This is a genomic window from Corynebacterium kefirresidentii, from assembly GCF_016599755.1.
Taxonomy (GTDB): Bacteria; Actinomycetota; Actinomycetes; order Mycobacteriales; family Mycobacteriaceae; genus Corynebacterium; species Corynebacterium kefirresidentii.
This window is the reverse complement of record NZ_CP067012.1, coordinates 1,716,158-1,737,355: the sequence shown is the minus strand read 5'-3', so window position 1 is coordinate 1,737,355 and position 21,198 is coordinate 1,716,158. Positions and strand designations below refer to the sequence as shown.

The window sequence follows — 21,198 nt, the reverse complement described above, 5'->3', positions numbered from 1 at the left end:
TAATTATTATCAGGTAGGGTGCCAGCTATGACTCTTAGTACCTTTGTTTTCGCCTTCGCCTTGGTGCTGCTTTCGGGGCTATCGACCTCGATTGGCGGAGCCTTGGCGGTGGGAAAGCGCCAGCCGGGCTCGGCTTTCATGGCTGCAGCTCTAGGTCTTTCGGCCGGTGTGATGCTCTACGTCTCCTTCATGGAGATTCTCCCCGAAGGCATGTCCCAGCTTTCCGACGCCCTCGGGGGAGAAACCGCTGGCACCTGGGCCGCCGTCGGTGCCTTCTTTGCTGGCATTGCCGTTATCGCCATCATTGACCGGCTCGTGCCGGAAGAGATCAATCCCCATGAGCCGGCTACGACGGCTGAAGAAGCCCGCCGCAAAAAGCTGATGAAAACTGGCGTATTTACCGCCTGTGCGCTGGGGCTGCACAATTTCCCCGAGGGGTTTGCGACCTTCCTATCCGGCCTGGAATCTAAGGAAATCGCGGTGCCGGTGGCGGTGGCAATCGCCATTCACAATATCCCAGAAGGCATCGCGGTGGCCGTCCCGCTGCGGGAGGCAACCGGATCACGCACGAAGGCCTTTTGGTGGGCCACCTTGTCTGGACTGGCAGAGCCGATTGGCGCACTCATTGGTTTCGGCCTTCTCATGCCGGTTATTGGGCCGGCCACGATGGGAATCAGCTTCGCCGCCATCGCCGGCATCATGGTCTTTATCTCACTGGATGAGCTTTTGCCCACCGCCGAAGAAACCGGCGAGCATCACCATGCCATTTATGGCCTGATCGCCGGCATGGCCGTAATGGCGGTATCGCTCATGCTATTTATGTAGCTGCTGGGCTGTGGTGATTTAAGCCTAAGCCTCCGCCTGCTTGGCAGAGGAGGCCGAGGACTCGCCAAAGGAGGCCTTGACCGCCATGACGATGGTGGCGATGACCGTGCCGAGAACCAGTCCGCAAACCATGGACATGCCGGTCTCTGCCAGCCAAGCCAGGGCGCCATTAGAAATCTTTTCGGTCACGGAAACGATGAATTCGTGCGGCTGATTCATGCCGAATTCGTGCAGGCCCTTGACCACGATATGGCCGCCGACCCATAGCATCGCGGCGGTGCCGATGATGCCGATAATATCGAGCACAATGGGCATGCCTTTGACAAGCGCGTTGCCCACCGTGGACTTGCCATTGTGGCGCTCATTTAAAGCCATGCCAATATCGTCCATCTTGACCAATAGGCCCACGGCGCCGTAGACACCCAAGGTCAATAAGATGCCGACGAAAATGAGGGCCCCGAGTCGCATCCAGAACGGCTGGTCGATGACCTCGTTCAAGGAAATGACCATGATTTCAGACGACAAGATGAGGTCAGTGGTAATCGCGGACTTGACCAAGCTGTCTTCGGCGTCGGCACCCTTTTCCTGGACTGATTCGGTTTCTTTTTCTCGGTGGGGAAGAAGGTGGTGCAAGATCTTCTCGGCACCCTCGAAGCAAAGGTAGGTACCGCCGCACATCAAGATAGGCGTGAGTGCCCACGGCGCGATCCAGGAGAGGATCATCGCGATGGGCAAGATGATAACGAGCTTATTGATAAGCGAGCCCTTGGTGATGCGCCAAATCATCGGCAGCTCGCGCTGCGGCTTAATACCTTCCACGTATTGCGGGGTTACCGCGGTATCATCGACTACGACGCCAGCGGCTTTCACCGAGGTCTTGCCCGCGAGTGCGGCCACATCGTCGACGCTGGAAGCTGCGGAGCGGGCGATCAAGGCGACGTCGTCAAGCAGTGCAAATAGGCCACCGGCCATAAATTATCCTTCTGGGGCTAGGGTAATGTCATTGGACCACGTCAAGTTTATCCCTTGATGTGCCAACCAAGCCATCGCATCGTCACCACTGCGAGTAATGCCTTCCACTGCGGTTAGGGTGGTGTCGATCGCTTTTTCTGCATCCTCGGCAGTAATCAAGCCAGCGGAGGTGGCGGCAGAGAGCTCATCAATATCGAGCACGGAAATGGGCTCGCCGCGCGTTGCGACCAGGTCCACATAAAGATCGCGGGTGGTCCAGAGCGCACCATCGCGCTGGATTTCGGCAACGTCGATATAAAAATCTTGGTGGACGTCTACGCCCGGACGGAAGTGAAAGATATTGGCACGCAGGTTAAGGCCGGGGAGCAGCCACGATTCTAGGTAACCAAAGCGTGGGTGATCGGCACCGCGCGCCATGTACAGACCAAACTCGGTTTCGGTGTAGGTATCGACCTCGCGCAGGAAACCTTTGGGGTCGGTATTGGTGTAATCGGCGGTATTAAAGGTCTCGCGCTTGACCGGATGGAGGTCCGCCGCCATCTACTTCACCTCAAGGAAAGCAGCAGTGGGGGCGAATTTGCAGTGGGACTCTTGGGTATTAACGCCGCCGGATAGCAGCGCGATAACGGTGCCTTTGCCGGTCTGGGCGGTGCCGGACAAGGTAGTGGGGCCATCCTGGTTGATGCCGTTGTTATTCAGCGGGGTGATGCCGCTGCGCAGGTTATCCAGGTTGAACCACTGCACATTCATTTCGCCCTGCTCGCGCGCGGCCGGAGGGGTACCAAGAGCAGTAAAGAGGAAGACGGTTTCGCCCGGTTTTGCGCCGGGTGCCGGCATTTCCGTGGGGCCAGGTACGGCAATGGCCGAGCCCATGGCATCGCTGGTGCCGCCTATGCAATGCGCGGAGACCGTGGGCCAATAAAACTGCCGGAAATTCGGGTTATTGCCTTCCGGCATAGCCACGCCGCCCTTGCCATCGCCGCCGCCGGCGAAGAATGCGAGGCCGGATAGGATGGCGTTGCGGGCATCCTCTGGAATCCACGGTTGAGCCGCGAAGGCGCGGATGCGATCTTGGGTTTCCTGATTGGGGCGGCCGAGCTCGTCCAGCGGGCTATGGGTCGATGCCTGCTGCACTAAGGAAGAAAGATCCGGTGCGGATGCCTGCGCAGGGGCGACGAGCGGAGAGGCGAGGCCGATGAGCGCGGCCGTGGCAGCGGCGATATAACCGGTACGGCCGGACAGGCGCCAAGTGGTGCGGGCGTGGCTCACGTTATCAATTCCTTGGGTGCGGTCTCGGGAAAGGGAGTTAAACCCCAGTTGTCACATTTGTAACAATATTACCTACAGTAACGATAGTGATGGCAGGGACAGTGTCAAGTATTTTGGCAATCTATAAGAATTCTCGCTCTCCCTATACGGTGCGTTACGGGGTAAAGCCATCCCCAATGCTGCACTTGGCCCTTTAAGGGGGTATCGTGGGAGCTCGTTCAAGATCAAATTCGCGCGCGCAAGCGCTGTAGATCCTCCGAAGGAGAACCCCACTAGTGAGTAATACCGAGTTCCGTAATGTTGCCATCGTCGCGCACGTTGACCATGGCAAGACCACCCTGGTCAACGGCATGCTGGAGCAGTCCGGCGCCTTTGGTGACCACGGTGAACACACGGACCGCGTCATGGACTCCAATGATCAGGAGCGCGAGCGCGGCATTACCATTCTGGCCAAGAACACGGCCATTCACCGCAAGGGCCTAGGCAAGGACGGCCAGGACCTGATTATTAACGTCATCGACACCCCAGGCCACGCCGACTTCGGTGGCGAGGTCGAGCGCGGTATTTCCATGGTGGATGGCGTCGTCTTGCTCGTCGATGCCTCCGAGGGACCGCTGCCGCAGACCCGCTTCGTGCTCACCAAGGCACTGGAAGCCAAGCTGCCGGTTATCATCTGCGTGAACAAGACTGACCGCCCGGATGCCCGCATCGACGAGGTTGTCTCCGAGTCCCAGGACCTCCTGCTGGAAATCGCCGCCGGCCTGGAGGATGAGGAAGCTGCAGCCGCCGCCGAGGAGCTGCTGGACCTGCCGGTTCTCTACGCTTCCGGCCGCGCCGGCGTTGCCTCCACCGAGAACCCAGGCGATGGCAACGTCCCTGCGGGCGAGGATCTGCAGCCGCTTTTCGACGTCATCTATAACGTCCTCCCAGAGCCTTCCGCTACCGTCGACGCCCCACTGCAGGCGCACGTGACCAACCTGGACGCCTCCGACTTCCTAGGCCGTATCGCGCTGCTGCGTATCTACGCCGGCCGCATTAAGAAGGGCCAGCAGGTGGCCTGGATCCACTACGACGAGGATGGCAACCAGCACACCAAGACCGTGAAGGTCGCCGAGCTGCTGCGCACCGTCGGCTTCGAGCGTCAGCCGGCCGAGGAAGCCATCGCCGGTGACATCGTGGCTATCTCCGGCATTTCTGACGTCATGATTGGTGACACCATCGCCGATCCGGAGCACCCTGAGGCTTTGCCGCGCATCACCGTAGACGAGCCGGCCATCTCCATGACCATCGGCGTGAACACCTCCCCGATGGCAGGCCAGGGCGGCGGCGATAAGCTCACCGCGCGTATGGTCAAGGCCCGCTTGGAGCAAGAGCTCATCGGTAACGTTTCCCTGCGCGTGCTGCCCACCGAGCGCCCCGACGCTTGGGAGGTACAGGGCCGTGGCGAGATGGCGCTGTCCGTGCTGATTGAGTCCATGCGCCGCGAAGGCTTCGAGCTGACGATTGGCAAGCCGCAGGTTGTGACCAAGGAAATCGACGGCAAGACCTACGAGCCATACGAGATCCTCACCATTGACTCCCCGTCCGAGCACCAAGGTGCTATCACCCAGCTGCTGGCCGCCCGCAAGGGCCAGATGCAGGCCATGGATGTGCGCGAGGGCGACTGGGTACGCATGATCTTCCGCGTTCCTGCCCGTGGCCTCATCGGCTTCCGCACCCAGTTCATGACCGAGACCCGCGGTGCCGGTATCGCTAACTCCATCTCTGACGGCCTGGATGTCTGGGCCGGCGATATCAAGTCCCGCCCGACCGGTTCCCTGGTGGCTGACCGCACCGGCCAGATCACCCAGTACGCGCTGACGCAGTTGGCTGACCGCGGCAACTTCTTCGTCGAGCCGGGCGCCGAGGCTTATGAGGGCATGGTCGTTGGCGCCAATAACCGTGATGAGGATATTGACATCAACATCACCAAGGAAAAGAAGCTGACCAATATGCGCTCCGCTACTGCGGAGGCCACGGTCACCCTGGCCAAGGCACACACCCTTTCCTTGGAAGAAGCACTGGAATTCTGTGGCAACGACGAGTGCGTCGAGGTCGCCCCGGACGTCCTGCGCGTGCGCAAGGTAGAGCTTTCCGCTACCGACCGCAAGCGTGCGGCTGCTCGCGCGAAGCAGATGAATAAGTAGTGAGCACCGCCTTAGGTGGTAGTGATTGCCGCTGAAGTGGCAACCACTGCCGCTACTGCTGCCGCCTCCTCTACTACGGCCTTAACCGCTGAGGAGGCGGTTTTGTCATATGTCACCTCCTTTTTGATCTCCTGAATGCGTGCCCGCATTTCCCGTCGCTTCATACCCTCCGCATCATTTTTGAGCAGAGTATAGGCACCGGAGACTTCGCGGAGGATATCGAGGATGATGACGTCATTAACCTCGGCTGGACGTTGTGCTTCCAGCACCGCGACCAGCCGCTCGCGCAGTTGGTGCTCTAATTCCAAGTCCGTCATGATGTAGCGGTCGCCGCCCCATTGCCACCACTTGGCTTTTTCTATGTCGAGCTGGCCATTCGCGTGGAAATCCAAGGCGATGATTTCCCGTGGGGTAAACCAAGAAGCTTCCAAGAGCTCCTTCGTACTGGCGGTCTTGCGCTGCTGTAACTCCTCCCAGGCCCAGGCCAAAACTGGGTTCTTCGGGCGCTGGGTGGTAGTTACTACCTTTTTCTTTTCCGCAAGTTCGACGTGCCCGCCCAGCAGTAGGTCCGCGAGGACGGTAGCGCGTAGGGCGGCCTCATTATTGGACACCCAGTCTTCTTTCTTGCCATTGTCTTTAGTTAATAGCAGGAACATTTCTTGGCAAATCAGCATGGTGCCTCCCTCAAAGTTGCGGTCTGAGCCTGAGTCTAGCGCCGAATATCTTCGTTCCGGCGGGGTAGAGGGACTAAAGTAGTCCGCGATGAAAAAGAATCCGGCTTCAACAAGGCGCGCGGCGTCGGCAATGGCGGCGGTGCTGAGCGCCGCTAGCCTTGTTTTCTTAAGCGCTTGCGCGGCTAACCCTGGCCCTCCACCGGTGGTGGAGGATAATGCCTCCGCGCTGCAAGAGGATCAGGCCACCACCACTGCAAAACAGCAAGAAGAGCCACCCCAAGACACCGATTCCGCCAAGCGTCCTACTATCTCAGTGGGCGTAGATCCCTTGCGCGCGGGATTAAACCCGCACTTGGTGGCCAATAATTCCGAGCTGGTGGACCAGATTGCGGAACTGGTGTTGCCTTCAACCTTCCACGGCGGTCAGAGGGACGCCGATATCCTGGAATCCGCCGCCGAGGTAAATGCCCCCAAGGGGGTAGCGCAGCGAGTGCGCTACGTTATTGCTTCACCTGCGCAGTGGTCAGATGGTACGCCTATCTCTGGCGCGGACTTTAGCTACTTGTGGAAGCAGATGACCACGACCGCCGGTGTGCGAGATCCCGCTGGCTACCACGCCATCTCGGCCGTGAATACCTCTGATGGTGGTCGCGTAGTCACGGTGGATTTTTCCCAGAAGGTTAAGGACTGGCACCTGCTCTTCCATAACCTACTGCCTTCGCACTTATTGCAAGATGATAATTTCGGCTCCGCATTAGCGGATAAGATTCCGGCATCGGCCGGACGCTTCCTTGTCGATAGCGTGGACCGCGGCCGCGGAGTCATTACCTTGAACCGAAATGATCGGTTCTGGGGCGCTAATCCGGCCCAAGTGGATGTCATCCAGCTCAGTGAGGTGCGCGATAGCACCCAAGCGCTGAATATGCTGCGCTCCGGACAGATCGGATTCGCGGACTTTACTCCGGACCAAACCTCAGAGGAGGCGTTGGGTCTTTTAGGACATGTCTCTGAAAAAGCACTTACTCGCCCACGCCAATTGCGCCTGCATATGTCTACTGCAGAAGGCGCATTGGAAGAAAGGGCAGAGCGCCGCGGATTAGCCTCACTGATTGATACGGATCAGGTCGCCCGCTTGGCCACCGGCCGCGCTTCCAATCTGGAGCCCGGACATAACCCTATAAGCAAAGACACGGATCTTACTGCGTTGCGCGCACGCGCCAGCAAAAAACCGATTCGCTTTGCGGTAGATCCTACTAGCCCCACTGCCTTGGCCGCGGCAAATACCCTCTACGATGTTCTGGAAGCCCACGGGATAGATGCCGAGGTGGTTTCCGAGCGCCTGACCACAATAACCTCCAAGCTTTTGCCAGAAGGCGATGTGGATGCCGTGGTTACTTGGGAAGATATCTCCTTGAACTCGTTGGCCGCGGCAAATATCTTTAGCTGCGATAATAAACAACCACTGGCAGGCGATTTGTCCGGAATCTGTCCGGAGAATGCGGACGAGATTCGCGAGGAAATCTTGTCCGGGACCATGAGCCCGAAGGAGGCGCTCGGCCGCATTCGAGAAGTGAACTCTAAAGAAGCGCTCTACGTGCCGTTGATGGATGAGACGCGTATCCACGCGCTCGGGAAGGGTATTGTAGGCCCCGGCCAAAGCATTGATGATTGGGACGGGGGTCTTATCACCGCGCCCCGCTGGAGGATAGATGAAGACTAAGGATTTAACCGGCTATCGCGTGGTGGCAGTCCATGCCCACCCGGATGATGAAACCCTTTTTATGGGCGGTACCCTGGCGAGCCTCGCCGCACGCGGCGCCGAGGTCACCGTTATTACGCTCACCTTGGGCGAGGACGGCGAGGTTATTGGTGAGCCCTACCAGGGCCTGGCCGACCATGATCAGCTCGGCGGCTTTCGCGCTCGCGAATTGGCTAACGCACTGGAGGCTCTTGGAGTAAAGGGAATCCAGCTCGGCGGCTTCGGTCACTTCCGTGACTCCGGCATGGCGGGCTCACCCTCCCACGAAGATTCGCGCGCGCTGGTCAATCGCATCGAGGAGGCGGCCGATTTCCTGAGCGACGAGCTCGAGACGATTAAGCCCCACGTCATCTTGACCTACGGGCCTGATGGCGGTTACGGCCACCCGGACCACATTGCGGTGCATAAGGCGGTAATGAAGGCGGCGTCGCCAAGCACACGCATTTGGTACGGCATTTTTGAACGCGCCGCTAACTACGGCGGCCTGGAAACCCTCGATGCCCCAGCTGGATGGACCAAGCCCAGCCAGGAGTACTTGGACAATTTCACCAACGAGGGTGCTGATGTCACTGTCGCTCTTTCTGACGCCGCCTTGGACGCCAAAGGCCGCGCCATGCGCGCTCACGCCTCCCAAATTTGGTTGGCCGATGGCTCCACCACCCGCACCAATCCCGCGTCCGCTGTGGCCGCGCTCCATGAACCTGAGCGCGTGCCCGGCGCCTTTGGCCTGTCCAATCTGCTAGTTATGCCGCTGCTGCCTGCCGAATACTTCCAACTGGGTCAAGGCGAGCCGGCCGATGATTTGCTCGGTGGGCTGTGATGCGCACGGATTTTAGCCGCGGCGAGCAGGTAACCGGCCTGGTGTGGTTGGCTATTGGCGCGTTGCTTTCGGTATTTCTCGAGGTCATTTATCTCACCGCCCGCATCCCGCTATCGAATGGGGCGAGCGTAGCCTTTCCCATTACGATTGTGATCGCGTGGTGGTTCAACTCCGTGCTTACCCGCACCGCCCGCTTGTGGAGCCGCACGCCGGTAGTCAGCGCCATCCCGCTCATCGTATGGTGCTTGGGCTTTTTCGCCTTCATGCTGATGGTGCCAATGACTGGAGACATGCTCTTGGCCAATAATATTCTCAGTCTGCTCCTGCTTTTGGCGGGGATAGGCGGCGGCGTTTGGCCATTTTTTAAGCAGAAGTGACATACTATTAATCACCCCAAATCCTAGACATCAGGAAGTTTCAAGGAATCTCCATGACTTATACGATCGCACAGCCTTGCGTTGACGTAATGGACCGCGGCTGCGTTGAGGAATGCCCTGTTGATTGCATCTACGAGGGCAAGCGCATGCTCTACATCCACCCGGATGAGTGCGTGGACTGCGGCGCCTGCGAGCCGGCTTGCCCGGTCGAGGCCATCTTCTACGAGGATGACGTTCCCGATGAGTGGCTGGACTATAACGACGCTAATGCAGCCTTCTTCGATGACCTGGGCTCCCCAGGCGGCGCTGCGGCCCTCGGCCCGCAGGACTTTGACGTCCCGATGATTGCCGCGCTTCCGCCACAGAATCAGGAGTAAGACATGGCTCGCACACCGCTAGGAAAGACGCTTCCAGACTTCCCCTGGGATTCACTGGCCGGCGCCAAGAAGAAGGCCCAGGCCCACCCGGGTGGAATCGTTGACCTCTCGGTGGGCAACCCCGTTGACCCAGTAGCCCCAGGCGTGCAGCTTGCGTTGACCGCAGCCGCGCAGGCCTCCGGCTACCCGCAGACCGCCGGCACCCCGGAGCTGCGCGAGGCCATCGCCGCCGCGCTGACCCGCCGCTACAACATGCAGGTAGATCGCGTACTGCCGGTAGTTGGCACCAAGGAGGCCATCGCCTGGCTGCCTACGCTCTTGGGCATGCGCGGCGAGACCGTTGCCTTCCCCTCGGTGGCCTATCCCACCTACGAGGTAGGCGCACTACTCGCCGGAGCCACTCCGCTGCGTGCGGATTCCGATTTCCAAGACGCCTCTTTAGTCTTTTTGAATTCGCCTTCTAATCCCACGGGCCGTGTGCTCGGGGTAGAGGAGCTGCGCCGCATCGTGGCGTGGGCGCGCGAGAACGACGCCATCATTGCCTCCGATGAGTGCTATATGAGCTTGGGCTGGAATGACGATAATCCACCGGTGTCCATCCTCGATCCGCGCGTGACCGATGGCGATAACACCGGGCTCATTGCCATGCATTCGCTATCCAAGACCGCGAATATGGCTTCCTACCGCGCTGGCTTCTTCGCGGGCGATAACGACCTCATCGACGAGCTGCTGCTGCTGCGCAAGCACGCCGGCCTCATCGTTCCAGGGCCCATTCAGGCCGCCATGGTCGCCGCGCTTAACGACGACGACACCGAGACGCTTCAGCGCAACCGCTACGCCTCCCGTCGCGCGGTGCTCATGCACGCGCTTGTCGACGCCGGCTTTACCATCGACCACTCCGATGCCGGCATGTATCTTTGGGCCACCCGCGGCGAGAACTGCCGGGAGACCATCGACTGGCTTGCCGAGCGTGGTATCCTCGCCGCCCCCGGCGACTTCTATGGCCCAGCAGGCGAGAAGCACGTGCGCATTGGTCTCAACGGCACCGATGAACGCATCGATGCTGCAGTAGACCGCCTCGCCGGTGCCTAATTCCGGCAGGCCTCCCGCACGCGAGGGCATATCCCCGCGCAAGACGGTCCTGCGCGGCTACGTGCCCGAAAAAGGGGAGTACTTCGCCGCTCGCGCCGGCGATTCTCCCTATCCGCCTGGGGCTTTGCTGCCGGCTGGGGCCGAGCTGCCGCGTCCCGTGCCCGCCTGGTATCACCCCACTGTGCCTGCCGAGCGCCCCATTCCTTTCGACTACTCAGTCATCTACGCCGACCGCGACCTCATCGTGGCCGATAAGCCGCACTTTCTGCCCACGACCACCAATGGCCGATTACAACGCGAAACTCTGCAAACCCGGCTGCGCGTGGACTTCGGTGAAGACGATATTGTGCCTCTCCATCGTCTAGACCGTCTGACCGCCGGCCTTGTGCTTTGTTCTCGCAATCCCGCCACTCGCGCCGCTTACCAGCGCATCTTTGGGGAGGGGAGTGCGGTGAAGAGGTATCGGGGCGTCGTCAAGCGGCCGCTTTATGTGGACCGGGAAATCACCCTGCACATGCACAAGCCCCGCGGCTCGCGCCAGGTGCTCGTTGCTTCCGATGGCACACCCACCTCTACGTATGTGCGCGCCGCCGGCCGAGAGGTGACCATGTGGCCGCGCACCGGCCATACGCACCAACTGCGCGTGCTACTCAATCATCTGGGGCACCCGCTTCTCGGGGACGACACGTATCCCGCCCCGCGCAAGCTCGACCTGTATGATTTTCGCGCCCCGCTCGCCCTACTCCATGAGGCTATCTCTTTTATAGATCCTCTATCACAATCCGAGCGTCAATTTTTCAGTTCGCAGGACTTAAGAACTACAATCGAGTAGTTATTAAATCACTGGCTAGAAAGGCGGCCCATGGCAGACCTCAGCGTCGCGCGCTTTGTGTCCAATTTTGGGCAGTTTCTCAAATTCGGCATTGTTGGCGGCTCCGGTACCGCGGTTAATCTCTTTGTGGTCTATTTGTGCAGAAAGATTACTTGGTGGTCTGGCGGCATCGAGGCGGATGATCCCTTCATCAATCTCTTCGGCTCTGTTTTCCATATCCGTTGGTACCATGTGTTTTTGACCATTGCGTTCTTGGTCGCCAACACTTGGAACTACCAGCTGAATCGCATGTGGACTTTCCGATCGGTGGCGAAGGTGTCTTGGCTGCGCGGTTTCTTCCCATTCCTTCTCGCTGGAATTGGAGCTTTTATCGTAAGTCAAGTTGTGGCGACACTGTTAATGAATCCGACTTCGCCGCTGCACTTGCCCACAGACATTCTGGATGATTCGACCGGTTTGCGTACAAAGGTGTACTGGGCATCAGCCATTTCTATTATTGTCGCTATGCCGATTAACTTTATCTTGAACAAGCTGTGGACCTTCCGCTCGCAGCCGAAGACGCCTCAACTTGTCGAGGAAACCGAGCCGGCCTAGCTAGGTCCCGTGTTCATTTTCATCCCCGCCGCCCTTCGCGCTCACCAGCGCAGGTTGGCGGGGATTTTTCTTTCTCCCAGTGAGCGCGAAGGGGACAGTACCTCCCGTCGCGCTCACGGGGAACGAAATCAGAGAAACCCCGCCGTCCGCGGTGAGCGCGAAGGGCAGGTTGAAGTGCCGGAGTGAAACTAGTCTTCTAACTCGGCATCGAGGCGAGCTTGGTCGCGGCGGTGCTGGCGGCGACGAATGAAGGGGGTCAGGGCGAGCACGGTAATGGCGCCGACTGCGGTACCGATGAGGTAGGAGACGGGGTCGTGGCCGTCGGCTGGCGCATAGGCGTTATAGGCAATGCCGGCGAACATGACTATAAGAGGGATGAGGTAGACAGCGATAGCCGTCCAATTGCGGCTAACAATTGGGGTGGCCACGCGCTGGCGCATCCAAGCAGAACCGATGGAGTTGCCCACGATGGACGGCACGAGCGCGAGAAAGCACAGCATGGACATTTGGCCAGGAAGGACCCAGGCGAGAACTGCGGCGACGACGAGTTCGAGGAACGGGATTGGGGTCATTCCGATTGCGCAGGCCTTGTAAAGAGTGTCGCGTTCGAATTCATCGCGAGTCGCGCGATCGATTTCCTTGAGGGAGTAATTGGCGATGGCGTTAATCATGTTGTTCAGCTCCAAAAATTTCTTCGACGGTTTTTCCTAGTTCGTGGCAAATATCCAGTGCGAGGTGCACGGAGGGCGAGTAGTTGCCGCGTTCGATATTGGCGATGGTTTGGCGGGAGACGCCAACTCTTCTGGCGAGTTCAGCTTGTGATAATTCGAGCCAGCGGCGCCATTTGCGGACCATGTTGGGGTGCTCGGCCACCTGTTCTCCTTTACGGGCTGTCGTTCTTGCATTACCGAGTGTAAAGGAAATTTGTCACCAAGGCAAGGTTTATACGCACAGATGTCACCGCCAATAGGGCACAGTGGCTGAGGTAGGGAGCTGCGGACTACCGCCTTTTAGCACTTCCAACGTGGCCTTGACGAGCAAAACGGCTTGGCTGAGGTGGTGGATGATGTCATCGGCAGTAAAACGCAAAACGGTATAATCGTGAGCTACAGCCGCGTTCTGCTTGGTACGGTCAGCTTGAAAGGTCACACTGTGCTTGTGGTATTTCCAGCCGTCAACTTCCACCAGCAACCTGCCAATCTTCAGGTCAAAGCGGTAGCCGGCGATGAGAACATTGTGCTTGGGGAAGATTCCTTCTGCGCGCAGCTGCCTGCTTAGTGTGCGTTCCGGCGGGCTATCTGCGCCTATAGCAGCGTGTCGTATAGCCTCTTTAAGAGGCTTCGGGACGCGCCTCATTCGCCGACGGTCCTCTTCTAGGCGGTTGGGGCCGTGCTTTCCTTGGTAGTAGTCTTCCAATAAAGGCCTGCATGCACGCGAAATCTTGCGCGCAGCCCATAGCGGTTGCACCACCGGTAGGCCGTTGACCTTGTGTGTGGCCCGGAGGCGCGAGTGCGAAACGCGGAAGCATTTTCCCTTCAACGTGCGGGGTCCCTCTGCTTCCAACGGAAATGTTATTGGCCGGCCCAGATAAATCTCCTGCGCGGTCTTTCCAGTGAAATGGATGCGGCTGAGCCCATGCGCCAAGGCCCGCGCTACTGCCAGGGGCGTCCACGTATCGGTATAAATCCCCCGATGCACGCGGTACAGCTTGCCCTCACGCACCTCGCGGCGAATCGCCTCTTTGCTCAAACCTTGCTCGCGTAGTTCCGCGGTTGTCCATTCCCCCCATGTGATTGAACGTAAACGGCCGCAGTGCGTGATGGCTACGCTTCCCGCTGCAACCTGTGGATAACTCAGGGACGGGGCTCGATTTTCCGCCGCTGGGGCTGGAGCGCTGTGGATAACCGCCCCTCGCGCTCACCGGCAGCCACCCTTTGGCAGAGATCCGTGTTCACAGTGAGCGCGAGGGGAGCGGTGGAAAAGGCTACGACCTTTGCGCTCACCGGCAGTGCTTTCCGACGTCCCCATTCGTTCCCCGTGAGCGCGGCGGGCGGAGCGTAGGGCACCTCACCCCCTCGCGCTCACTGGGAGACGAAATGAGACGTCCATTCTCGCGCCGGTGAGCGCGAAGGGCGGGGCGGGAGGGGGACTAAGTCAGCGGCAGGGTGGAGGTGGGGTCAATCCCGCGAACCTTGGAGTTGATGACACCGGCGACGGCGAGCACCGCGAACATAGCGGCGGCGGAGAGGAGTTGGGTGCGGGCGGTGGCGTCGGTAAGCATGAGCACCGCGATGGCCGCAAAGAGCGCGAGGGCGAACCAAGTCAGGTAGGGGAAGGCCCACATGCGGATGGGAAGGGGATGGAGTGCTTCGAGCTGACGGCGCAGGCGCAGCTGGCTGACGGCGATGAATACCCACACGATGAGCAGGGAGGCGCCGGCGGCATTGAGCATGAAGGTAAGAAGCCAACCCGTATCGGCGTAGTTGAGCACCACCATGACGGCCGAGAGTAGGACGGACAGGGCAATAGCGGTGGTGGGTACGCCGTCTTTATTGGTGGTGGTGAAGATGCGTGGAGCCTCGCCACGGGAGGCCAGCGAGTGCATCATGCGAGAGGAGGCGTAGATCTGCGAATTGAAAGCGGAAAGCAACGCAAGGACGATGACAACCTCCATGATGCCGGCCGCACCCGGGATGCCGGCGCGCTCGAGGACCATGGTGAAGGGCGATTCTGCGGCCGTGGAGGCACCTCCCAAGATGGAATAAGGCAGAAGGAACGTGATGACGAGAACGGAGCCCAAGTAGAACACGGAGATGCGCAAGATGGTGGAGCGCACGGCGTTGACCAGGGATTTTTCGGGGTCCTCGGATTCGGCAGAGGCGATGGCGACGACCTCGATGCCGCCGAAGGCGAAGGCTACGGCCAAAAGGCCGGCCGCGACGCCGCCGAGGCCATTGGGCATGAAGCCGTCTTCGAGGAAGACGGAGGTGCCGATGAAAGAATGGCCAGGCAGGAGGCCCAGGATGAGCAGCACGCCGATGATGAGGAAGGCCACGATGACGACGACCTTGATAAGCGCGAACCAATACTCGAATTCGCCGAAACTACGCACGCGCAGCAGGTTGATGACGCCGAAGAGGACCACGCAGATAGCTGCGGGGATCCACGGCGAGACGTCGAACCAGGAGCCAATGAATCCGGCCGCGCCGGTGATTTCGGCGCCGAGTACGGCGACGGTGGCTAGCCAATAAATCCAGCCCTGGGTAAAGCCCGCCCAGCGGCCGATGCCATGTTCGGCATATTCGGAAAAAGAGCCGGAGGCGGGGATAACGGTGCCCATCTCGCCCAGCATCTGCATCACCAAAATGGCCAGGAAGCCGGCGATGATATAGGCGAGGAGCACGGCGGGCCCAGCGGCGGAGATACCGACGCCGGTGCCGAGGAATAGCCCGGCACCGATGGTGGAGCCAAGCCCCATCATGGTTAGGTGGCGGACCTTCAGACCAGAACCGAGGGAGGAGGAGTTATCAGTCACTCCTCCATCATATTTTCCCCGATTGGTCTATAGGAATCGGGGGTATTAATTCTTGTGCAGCTCGTCGTTCAGCGCGACGGCCTCGGCCTTCCACTCCACGGCCTCAACCGCACCGGAGACGGAGTTGCGGCGCAGCAGCATGCCGGAGGCACCGGAGAGTTGGGAACCCTTGACGTTCTCGCCATTATCAACGCCCAGTGCTTCCGCGACCTTGCCAAAGACGGTGACCTTGGTGCCGGCGGTGACGTAGAGGCCGGCTTCGACCACGGCGTCGTCGCCAAGCGAAATGCCAATGCCGGAGTTGGCGCCGAGCAGGCAACGCTCGCCGATGGAGATGACCTCCTTGCCGCCGCCGGACAAGGTGCCCATGATGGACGCGCCGCCGCCGATATCGGAGCCATCGCCCACGACGACGCCCGCGGAGATGCGGCCCTCCACCATGGAGGCGCCCAAGGTGCCGGCGTTGAAGTTCACAAAGCCCTCATGCATGACAGTGGTTCCCTCAGCAAGGTGGGCGCCCAAGCGCACGCGGTCCGCGTCGCCAATGCGAACGCCAGACGGCACAACGTAGTCCACCATGCGCGGGAATTTATCAACGGAGTAGACAACGACCGGGCCGCGGGAGGCAAGGCGGCCGCGCACCATCTGGAAATCGGAGACGGCGCAGGGGCCATAGTTAGTCCAAACCACGTTATTGAGGTGGCCGAAGATGCCATCCATATTCAGGCCGTGCGGCTTGACCGCGCGGTGAGAAAGGAGGTGCAGGCGCAGGTAAGCATCGTAGGTATCGACGGGGGCGTCATCCAGATCTTTGATGGAGGTCTCGACGGCAACGCGGGCCACGCCGCGCTCCTCATCTGGGCCTGCCAGCGCGGAGAACTGCTGAGGGACCTCCTCCAAGCGCTTGGTCTCGGTGGTCTCTACGGTCTTATCGGTATAAACGGCTGGGAACCAGACGTCCAAGACGCTGCCGTCATGGGTAATGGTTGCCAGGCCACGTGCGGATGCAGAAGTCATGCCCGCTAGCTTAGCAACTACCTCCGCGCCTCTGCGCGCTGGCCGGTGGGTAATACGAAGGACAAGACGACGAGTATCGCAGCGAGGATGAGTACCGAGATGACCTGGTTGCGTGCATCCGGGTCAAAGAGCATGAGCAGGGTGAGCCCGCCCAGCGCCGCGGCCGTGACCCACGGCAGCCACGGGAAGCCAGGCACGCGCAGTTCGGTCAACTCGCCATTTTCGCGCATTTGGGGATGCAGCTTGATAAAGGAAGCCACGATGAAAAACCAGATGACCAGCAGGCACCCGCCCACTGCATTGAAGAGAAATGCTAGGAGCCCCGGAGGGTTCCAAAATTGCAGGCCTACCGAAGCGAAGGCGAAGACCATGGACAAAATGACCGCGTTGATGGGGGAGCCAGCGCGATTTTGCTTGAGGAAGAATCCCGGGGCGCAGTGATCCTTAGCCATGTCAAAGACCAAGCGGGAAGTGGCGTAGATCTGCGCGTTGAAGGCGGAGAGCAGGGCGAGGGCGATAATCGCTTCCATGAAGCCGGCCGCGAAGGGAATCTTGGCGGCCGCAAGCACCAGGGTGAAGGGAGAATCGGCGGCTACGTCGGCATCCTGGATGGAACTAAAAGGCAGAGCCATGGTGATAACCACGATGGAGCCGATGTAGAAGATCATGATGCGCACGATAATGGCGCGGACCGCGGTGGCCACGTTATGTGCTGGGTCCTCGGATTCGGCCGCCGCGATAGTAACCAATTCGATACCGCCGAAGGCAAAGGCCACGGCGAGCAATCCGGCGGCGAAGCCGGGCATGCCATTGGGCAGGAAATTAGCGGTGAAATTGGTCCCGGCCAAGGAGAGATCCATGCCGGGCAGGACGCCCAGCGCCATGAGCACGCCTATGGCAAGGAAGGCGACAATGACGCCGACCTTGATGATGGCGAACCAGAATTCGAACTCGCCAAATCCGCCCACGGCCGCGAAATTGACCACTGCGAAGAATGCCACGGCGATAAGTGCCGGAATCCACGGGTCAATACCGAACCAGCTGGAGATGATGGCGGCCGCGCCGGTGATTTCGGCGCCCATGACCATGATTAGCATGAACCAATAAATCCATCCCATGGTAAAGCGTGCCCAGTGTCCGAAGGCCTGACCGGCGTAGGTGGAAAATGACCCCAAAGAGGGGCGGGCGGCGGCCATCTCACCGAGCATCCACATCACTAGCGCAATGAGCGCGCCGGCCACGGCATAGGAAATGAGCACGGAGGTGCCGGAAATCTGGATGCCGAGGCCTACTCCGAGGAAGAGGCCGGCGCCCACGGCAGAGCCAAGGCCCATCATCGTGAGATGACGGGATTTCAATTGAGCGGTTTCGGCCATTGTTATCACCTTAGGGAGGACGAAATATTTACAGTGAAGTGAACTTTACACAATGCGGGGAGCTACGCGGGGCGCTAGCATGGCGCTTTGTGACTTTAGATCTATATGCAGACCCCATCGAACTAACCAAGGCGCTCGTGGATATTCCGAGCCCCTCCCACCATGAGGAGGCCATCGCAGACGCCGTCGAAGAAGCGCTGCGCGGTTTGGACGTCGAGGTTGCCCGCTACGGCAATACCGTGTGCGCCCGCACGAACCGTGGGCTAGATTCCCGCGTGGTGCTCGCCGGACACATTGATACCGTTCCGTTGGCAGAAAATGTACCGCATCACATGGAAACCACTAAAGACGGGGTGGAGATTATGTGGGGCTGTGGCACCGTGGACATGAAGTCAGGCATGGCCATCTACCTTAATGCCTTTGCCCAGCTGCACGAGTCGGAGGAGTTGAAGCACGATCTCACCGTCATTGCCTATGAGGGTGAAGAAGTAGCCACTGAATTTAATGGCTTGGGCCATCTGCAAAAGGACCACCCGGAGTGGCTCGAGGGGGACTTCGCGCTTCTGGGCGAGCCCTCCGGCGCCATGGTGGAGGCCGGTTGCCAGGGATCCATCCGCCTGCGCGTGACCGCACACGGCACCCGCGCGCACTCGGCCCGCGCCTGGCTCGGCTCCAATGCCGCGCACAAGCTCGCACCGATTATGAGCCGCATCGCCGCCTATGAGTCCCGCGACGTCACCATTGACGGCTGTACTTACCGCGAGGGCCTCAATATCGTTCACCTCGAGTCCGGCGTGGCCACAAATACGCTGCCGGATGAGGCTTGGATGTTTGTGAACTTCCGCTTCGCCCCGGACCGCACGAGCGAGGAGGCGCTGGAGTACATGAAATCCATCATCGGCGAGGAAGAAGATGTCACCATCGACATCGACGACATTGCCCCGGCCGCCCAGCCTGGGTTGGGCCAGCCTGCAGCCAAAGCTCTTATCGACGCCGTCGGGGGCAACGTCCGCGCCAAGTTTGGCTGGACCGACGTCGCCCGCTTCTCCGAAATGGGCACCCCGGCCGTGAACTTCGGCGCCGGTGACCCAGGGTTTGCGCATAAAAAGGACGAGCAGGTCCCCACCGCGCAGATTAGTGAAGTATCCACCGCCCTCCTGAAATACCTGAAGGGATAGACCATGACTCCTGAGCAGATGCGCACTCTGCGCGGCCCGATGCTGCTGCGCACCGAAGGCGAACAGGCCTCCACCTTTGACCAGCGGCTCTTGGAGTCCGGTGCAGACCACGAGTGGCAGCATGCCGATCCGTGGCGCGTGCTGCGCATCCAAGGCGAATTCGTCGCCGGCTTCGATGCGTTATCCAAGTTGCCGAAGGCCGTCACCGTCTTCGGCTCCGCACGCACCACGCCCGAGGACGCGAGCTACCAGCTGGGCGTCGAGGTCGGCCGCAAGCTGGCCGAGCACTCCTATGCCGTCATCACCGGTGGCGGCCCCGGCATCATGGAGGCAGCCAACCGTGGCGCCCACGAAGCCGGCGGGCTGTCCGTGGGCTTGGGCATCGAGCTTCCCCATGAGCAGGGCCTCAACGAGTACGTCGACCTGGGCCTGAATTTCCGCTACTTCTTCGCCCGCAAGACGATGTTCTTGAAGTACTCGCAGGCCTTCATTTGCCTACCTGGCGGCATGGGCACGATGGATGAGTTCTTCGAAGTCATGTGCATGGTGCAGACCGGCAAGGTGACCAATTACCCCATCGTGCTCATGGGCACCGAGTACTGGACCGGCCTTTTGGAATGGATGGACAAGACGCTAGCAGCGGGTGGATTTATCAACGAAAGCGACCGGGAGCTTTTCCTGCTTACCGACGACCCCGATGAAGCCGTCTCCCACATCATTAAGCGTCACGAGGTTATGAGCGATAAGCGCATCAGGGAGCCGCGTTGAGCCTCGCGCGTGTGATGGCGATTGTCAATCGCACCCCGGATTCTTTCTATGACAAGGGGGCAACCTTTGACCTCGACCCGGCGCTGCGCCGCTGCGATGAGGTGATCGCAGCCGGTGCTTCGATCGTCGATATTGGTGGCGTGAAGGCTGGCCCCGGCAAAGCTGTGGACGCGGCGGAGGAAATCGACCGCGTGGTGCCGACCATTGAGAAGGTGCATCAGCGCCACCCGGATGTCCTCATTTCCGTCGATACGTGGCGCAGCGAGGTGGCAGAGGCAGCCATTGCAGCCGGTGCCGGGCTCATAAATGACACCTGGGCGGGTTGGGATCCCGAGCTCATCGAGGTCGCCGGACACTACCGCGTGGGCTATGTCTGCTCTCACACCGGTGGTATCACCCCGCGCACCCGGCCGCACCGTGTCCATTTTGATGACGTGGTGGCCGATGTCATCGCGGAAACCACCCAGCTGGCCGAGCGCGCTGCCGCTCTCGGTTGCCCGGAGGACCTGACCTTCATCGATCCGACCCATGACTTTGGCAAGAACACCTTCCACGGTCTCGAGCTTTTGCGGCGCATAGACGAGGTCGTGGCCACCGGCTGGCCGGTGCTCATGGCGCTATCAAACAAAGATTTTGTGGGCGAGACGCTAGACCGCGGGGTAGGAGAGCGCGTTGCGGGTACCCTAGCCGCCACCGCGTGGTCCGCTGCCCGCGGAGTGGCCGCTTTCCGCGTCCACGAGGTGGCAGAAACCGCTGATGTCATCCGTATGACTGCCGCCATCCAAGGCGAGGTCGCCCCGCTAGCAACCACGCGAGGCCTTGCATGAGCGTCTCCGTTATCATTCCAGCGCTCAACGAGGAGGGCACCGTCGCAGACGTCGTGCGCGCCTGCCTTGCCGATAATCCGCTTGAGGTGCTGGTAATCGACGCCGACTCCTCAGACGCCACCGCGTCTCGCGCTGCGGCAGCTGGAGCCGACGTGCACAATTGGCGCGATATCCTCCCGGTGGAGCCGCGTCCCGGGAAAGGAGAATCCCTCTGGCGTGGGGTCGCCGCAGCGAAGGGAGACATAGTCGTCTTCGTCGATGCGGATCTTGAATCCGCCGCGCCCGGCATGGTCACCGCGCTGGCCGATCCCTTTGCCGACCCCGCGGTGGAAATGGTCAAGGCCCGCTACCGCCGCAGCCTCAACGGACAGCCCACCGGCGGCGGCCGCGTCACCGAGCTGACAGCCAAACCGCTCATTAAGCAATTTTTCCCAGAGCTCGCTCATATCGACCAGCCGCTCGGAGGCGAATACGCCCTGCGCCGCACCACCGCTCTCACTCTGCCCTTTGTAGAAGGCTACGGGGTGGAAGCGGGGCTATTGGTGGACGTCGGCAAGCGGGGCACAATAGCGCAGGTGGACTTGGGAACTCGGGTGCACCGCAACCGGCCGCTACATGAACTCGCGCCGATGGCCGAGGTAGTCGCGCGCACACTGCTCTCCCGCGCCGGGGTTACTGCGCCCGTTGCTCAACGCCCGCCGCTAAAAGGTAAGGTTTAAG

23 protein-coding genes are annotated in these 21,198 nt (G+C 60.3%); 13 read left to right on the top strand and 10 right to left on the bottom strand.

The features are described 5' to 3' along the window. Window positions 1–27 precede the first annotated feature (27 nt). On the top strand, window positions 28–825 hold the full coding sequence (gene zupT, locus I6I12_RS08315) for a zinc transporter ZupT (RefSeq protein WP_200287794.1): 798 nt from the start codon (window positions 28–30) through the stop codon (window positions 823–825). Between the two features lie 24 nt (window positions 826–849). Here zupT and I6I12_RS08310 read toward each other — a convergent pair whose 3' ends face one another. From I6I12_RS08310 to I6I12_RS08300, 3 genes are read right to left on the bottom strand one after another with little or no spacing between them, the layout of a single operon-like run. Continuing rightward, complete coding sequence (locus I6I12_RS08310) at window positions 850–1,797, bottom strand: DUF808 domain-containing protein (protein ID WP_200287792.1); 948 nt, start codon at window positions 1,795–1,797, stop codon at window positions 850–852. 3 nt (window positions 1,798–1,800) lie between these two features. After that, window positions 1,801–2,337, bottom strand: coding sequence for a ribonuclease FAU-1 family protein (locus tag I6I12_RS08305; protein WP_200287790.1), 537 nt, complete (start codon window positions 2,335–2,337; stop codon window positions 1,801–1,803). Beyond that, window positions 2,338–3,066 (bottom strand): Rv1157c family protein, encoded by a 729-nt coding sequence (locus I6I12_RS08300; protein WP_200287788.1) that lies wholly within the window; start codon window positions 3,064–3,066, stop codon window positions 2,338–2,340. It abuts the gene before it with no gap. 275 nt (window positions 3,067–3,341) lie between these two features. Here I6I12_RS08300 and typA point away from each other — a divergent pair, with 275 nt between their 5' ends. Further along, window positions 3,342–5,252, top strand: coding sequence for a translational GTPase TypA (gene typA, locus I6I12_RS08295; RefSeq protein ID WP_086588097.1), 1,911 nt, complete (start codon window positions 3,342–3,344; stop codon window positions 5,250–5,252). An 11-nt stretch (window positions 5,253–5,263) separates the two neighbouring features. On the opposite strand, the gene I6I12_RS08290 is transcribed toward typA, so the two are convergent. After that, window positions 5,264–5,926, bottom strand: coding sequence for a GOLPH3/VPS74 family protein (locus I6I12_RS08290; RefSeq protein ID WP_023021852.1), 663 nt, complete (start codon window positions 5,924–5,926; stop codon window positions 5,264–5,266). A gap of 88 nt (window positions 5,927–6,014) precedes the next feature. Here I6I12_RS08290 and I6I12_RS08285 point away from each other — a divergent pair, with 88 nt between their 5' ends. The 7 genes from I6I12_RS08285 to I6I12_RS08255 are packed head-to-tail and all read left to right on the top strand — an operon-like array spanning window position 6,015 to window position 11,777. After that, the gene (locus I6I12_RS08285) at window positions 6,015–7,646 is read left to right on the top strand and encodes an ABC transporter family substrate-binding protein (RefSeq protein ID WP_034656438.1); all 1,632 of its coding nucleotides are present in this window, start codon (window positions 6,015–6,017) and stop codon (window positions 7,644–7,646) included. Further along, a complete protein-coding gene (locus I6I12_RS08280; RefSeq protein WP_200287786.1) occupies window positions 7,636–8,505 on the top strand; it encodes a PIG-L family deacetylase in 870 nt (289 codons plus the stop codon). Before I6I12_RS08285 ends, I6I12_RS08280 begins: the two co-directional genes overlap by 11 nt. Further along, complete coding sequence (locus I6I12_RS08275; RefSeq protein ID WP_049361462.1) at window positions 8,505–8,882, top strand: hypothetical protein; 378 nt, start codon at window positions 8,505–8,507, stop codon at window positions 8,880–8,882. Before I6I12_RS08280 ends, I6I12_RS08275 begins: the two co-directional genes overlap by 1 nt. Window positions 8,883–8,935: 53 nt before the next feature. Then, window positions 8,936–9,259 carry a ferredoxin gene (gene fdxA, locus I6I12_RS08270; RefSeq protein ID WP_005327491.1) on the top strand — a complete coding sequence of 108 codons (324 nt, stop codon included), beginning with the start codon at window positions 8,936–8,938 and terminating at the stop codon, window positions 9,257–9,259. A 3-nt stretch (window positions 9,260–9,262) separates the two neighbouring features. Then, the gene (dapC, locus tag I6I12_RS08265) at window positions 9,263–10,351 is read left to right on the top strand and encodes a succinyldiaminopimelate transaminase (RefSeq protein ID WP_200287784.1); all 1,089 of its coding nucleotides are present in this window, start codon (window positions 9,263–9,265) and stop codon (window positions 10,349–10,351) included. Further along, a complete protein-coding gene (locus I6I12_RS08260) occupies window positions 10,344–11,183 on the top strand; it encodes a pseudouridine synthase (protein ID WP_200287782.1) in 840 nt (279 codons plus the stop codon). The genes dapC and I6I12_RS08260 overlap by 8 nt, the downstream gene beginning before the upstream one ends. A 30-nt stretch (window positions 11,184–11,213) precedes the next feature. Then, the gene (locus I6I12_RS08255; RefSeq protein ID WP_200287781.1) at window positions 11,214–11,777 is read left to right on the top strand and encodes a GtrA family protein; all 564 of its coding nucleotides are present in this window, start codon (window positions 11,214–11,216) and stop codon (window positions 11,775–11,777) included. A gap of 188 nt (window positions 11,778–11,965) precedes the next feature. On the opposite strand, the gene I6I12_RS08250 is transcribed toward I6I12_RS08255, so the two are convergent. The 6 genes from I6I12_RS08250 to I6I12_RS08225 form a co-directional block, all read right to left on the bottom strand. Continuing rightward, the gene (locus tag I6I12_RS08250) at window positions 11,966–12,448 is read right to left on the bottom strand and encodes a transcriptional regulator (RefSeq protein ID WP_200287779.1); all 483 of its coding nucleotides are present in this window, start codon (window positions 12,446–12,448) and stop codon (window positions 11,966–11,968) included. Then, window positions 12,441–12,650, bottom strand: a complete 210-nt coding sequence (locus I6I12_RS08245) for a helix-turn-helix transcriptional regulator (RefSeq protein ID WP_023021845.1) — start codon at window positions 12,648–12,650, stop codon at window positions 12,441–12,443. Before I6I12_RS08245 ends, I6I12_RS08250 begins: the two co-directional genes overlap by 8 nt. A gap of 84 nt (window positions 12,651–12,734) precedes the next feature. After that, entirely contained in the window at window positions 12,735–13,526 is a 792-nt protein-coding gene (locus tag I6I12_RS08240; protein WP_234288106.1) for an endonuclease domain-containing protein, read from the bottom strand. A 400-nt stretch (window positions 13,527–13,926) separates the two neighbouring features. Further along, complete coding sequence (locus I6I12_RS08235) at window positions 13,927–15,258, bottom strand: amino acid permease (RefSeq protein ID WP_234288193.1); 1,332 nt, start codon at window positions 15,256–15,258, stop codon at window positions 13,927–13,929. A 99-nt stretch (window positions 15,259–15,357) separates the two neighbouring features. Further along, window positions 15,358–16,329, bottom strand: a complete 972-nt coding sequence (gene dapD, locus I6I12_RS08230; RefSeq protein ID WP_200287775.1) for a 2,3,4,5-tetrahydropyridine-2,6-dicarboxylate N-succinyltransferase — start codon at window positions 16,327–16,329, stop codon at window positions 15,358–15,360. Window positions 16,330–16,346: 17 nt separating this feature from the next. Next, entirely contained in the window at window positions 16,347–17,705 is a 1,359-nt protein-coding gene (locus tag I6I12_RS08225; protein ID WP_200287774.1) for an amino acid permease, read from the bottom strand. A gap of 89 nt (window positions 17,706–17,794) precedes the next feature. Here I6I12_RS08225 and dapE point away from each other — a divergent pair, with 89 nt between their 5' ends. Genes dapE through I6I12_RS08205 form a run of 4 tightly spaced genes read left to right on the top strand, consistent with a single transcriptional unit; the run spans window position 17,795 to window position 21,197 of the window. Continuing rightward, window positions 17,795–18,883 (top strand): succinyl-diaminopimelate desuccinylase, encoded by a 1,089-nt coding sequence (gene dapE / locus I6I12_RS08220; protein ID WP_034656440.1) that lies wholly within the window; start codon window positions 17,795–17,797, stop codon window positions 18,881–18,883. Window positions 18,884–18,886: 3 nt separating this feature from the next. Further along, window positions 18,887–19,651, top strand: a complete 765-nt coding sequence (locus I6I12_RS08215) for an LOG family protein (protein WP_023021839.1) — start codon at window positions 18,887–18,889, stop codon at window positions 19,649–19,651. A gap of 14 nt (window positions 19,652–19,665) precedes the next feature. Beyond that, a complete protein-coding gene (folP, locus tag I6I12_RS08210) occupies window positions 19,666–20,478 on the top strand; it encodes a dihydropteroate synthase (RefSeq protein ID WP_034656441.1) in 813 nt (270 codons plus the stop codon). Beyond that, window positions 20,475–21,197 (top strand): glucosyl-3-phosphoglycerate synthase, encoded by a 723-nt coding sequence (locus I6I12_RS08205; RefSeq protein WP_200287772.1) that lies wholly within the window; start codon window positions 20,475–20,477, stop codon window positions 21,195–21,197. The genes folP and I6I12_RS08205 overlap by 4 nt, the downstream gene beginning before the upstream one ends. Window position 21,198: the final 1 nt, after the last annotated feature.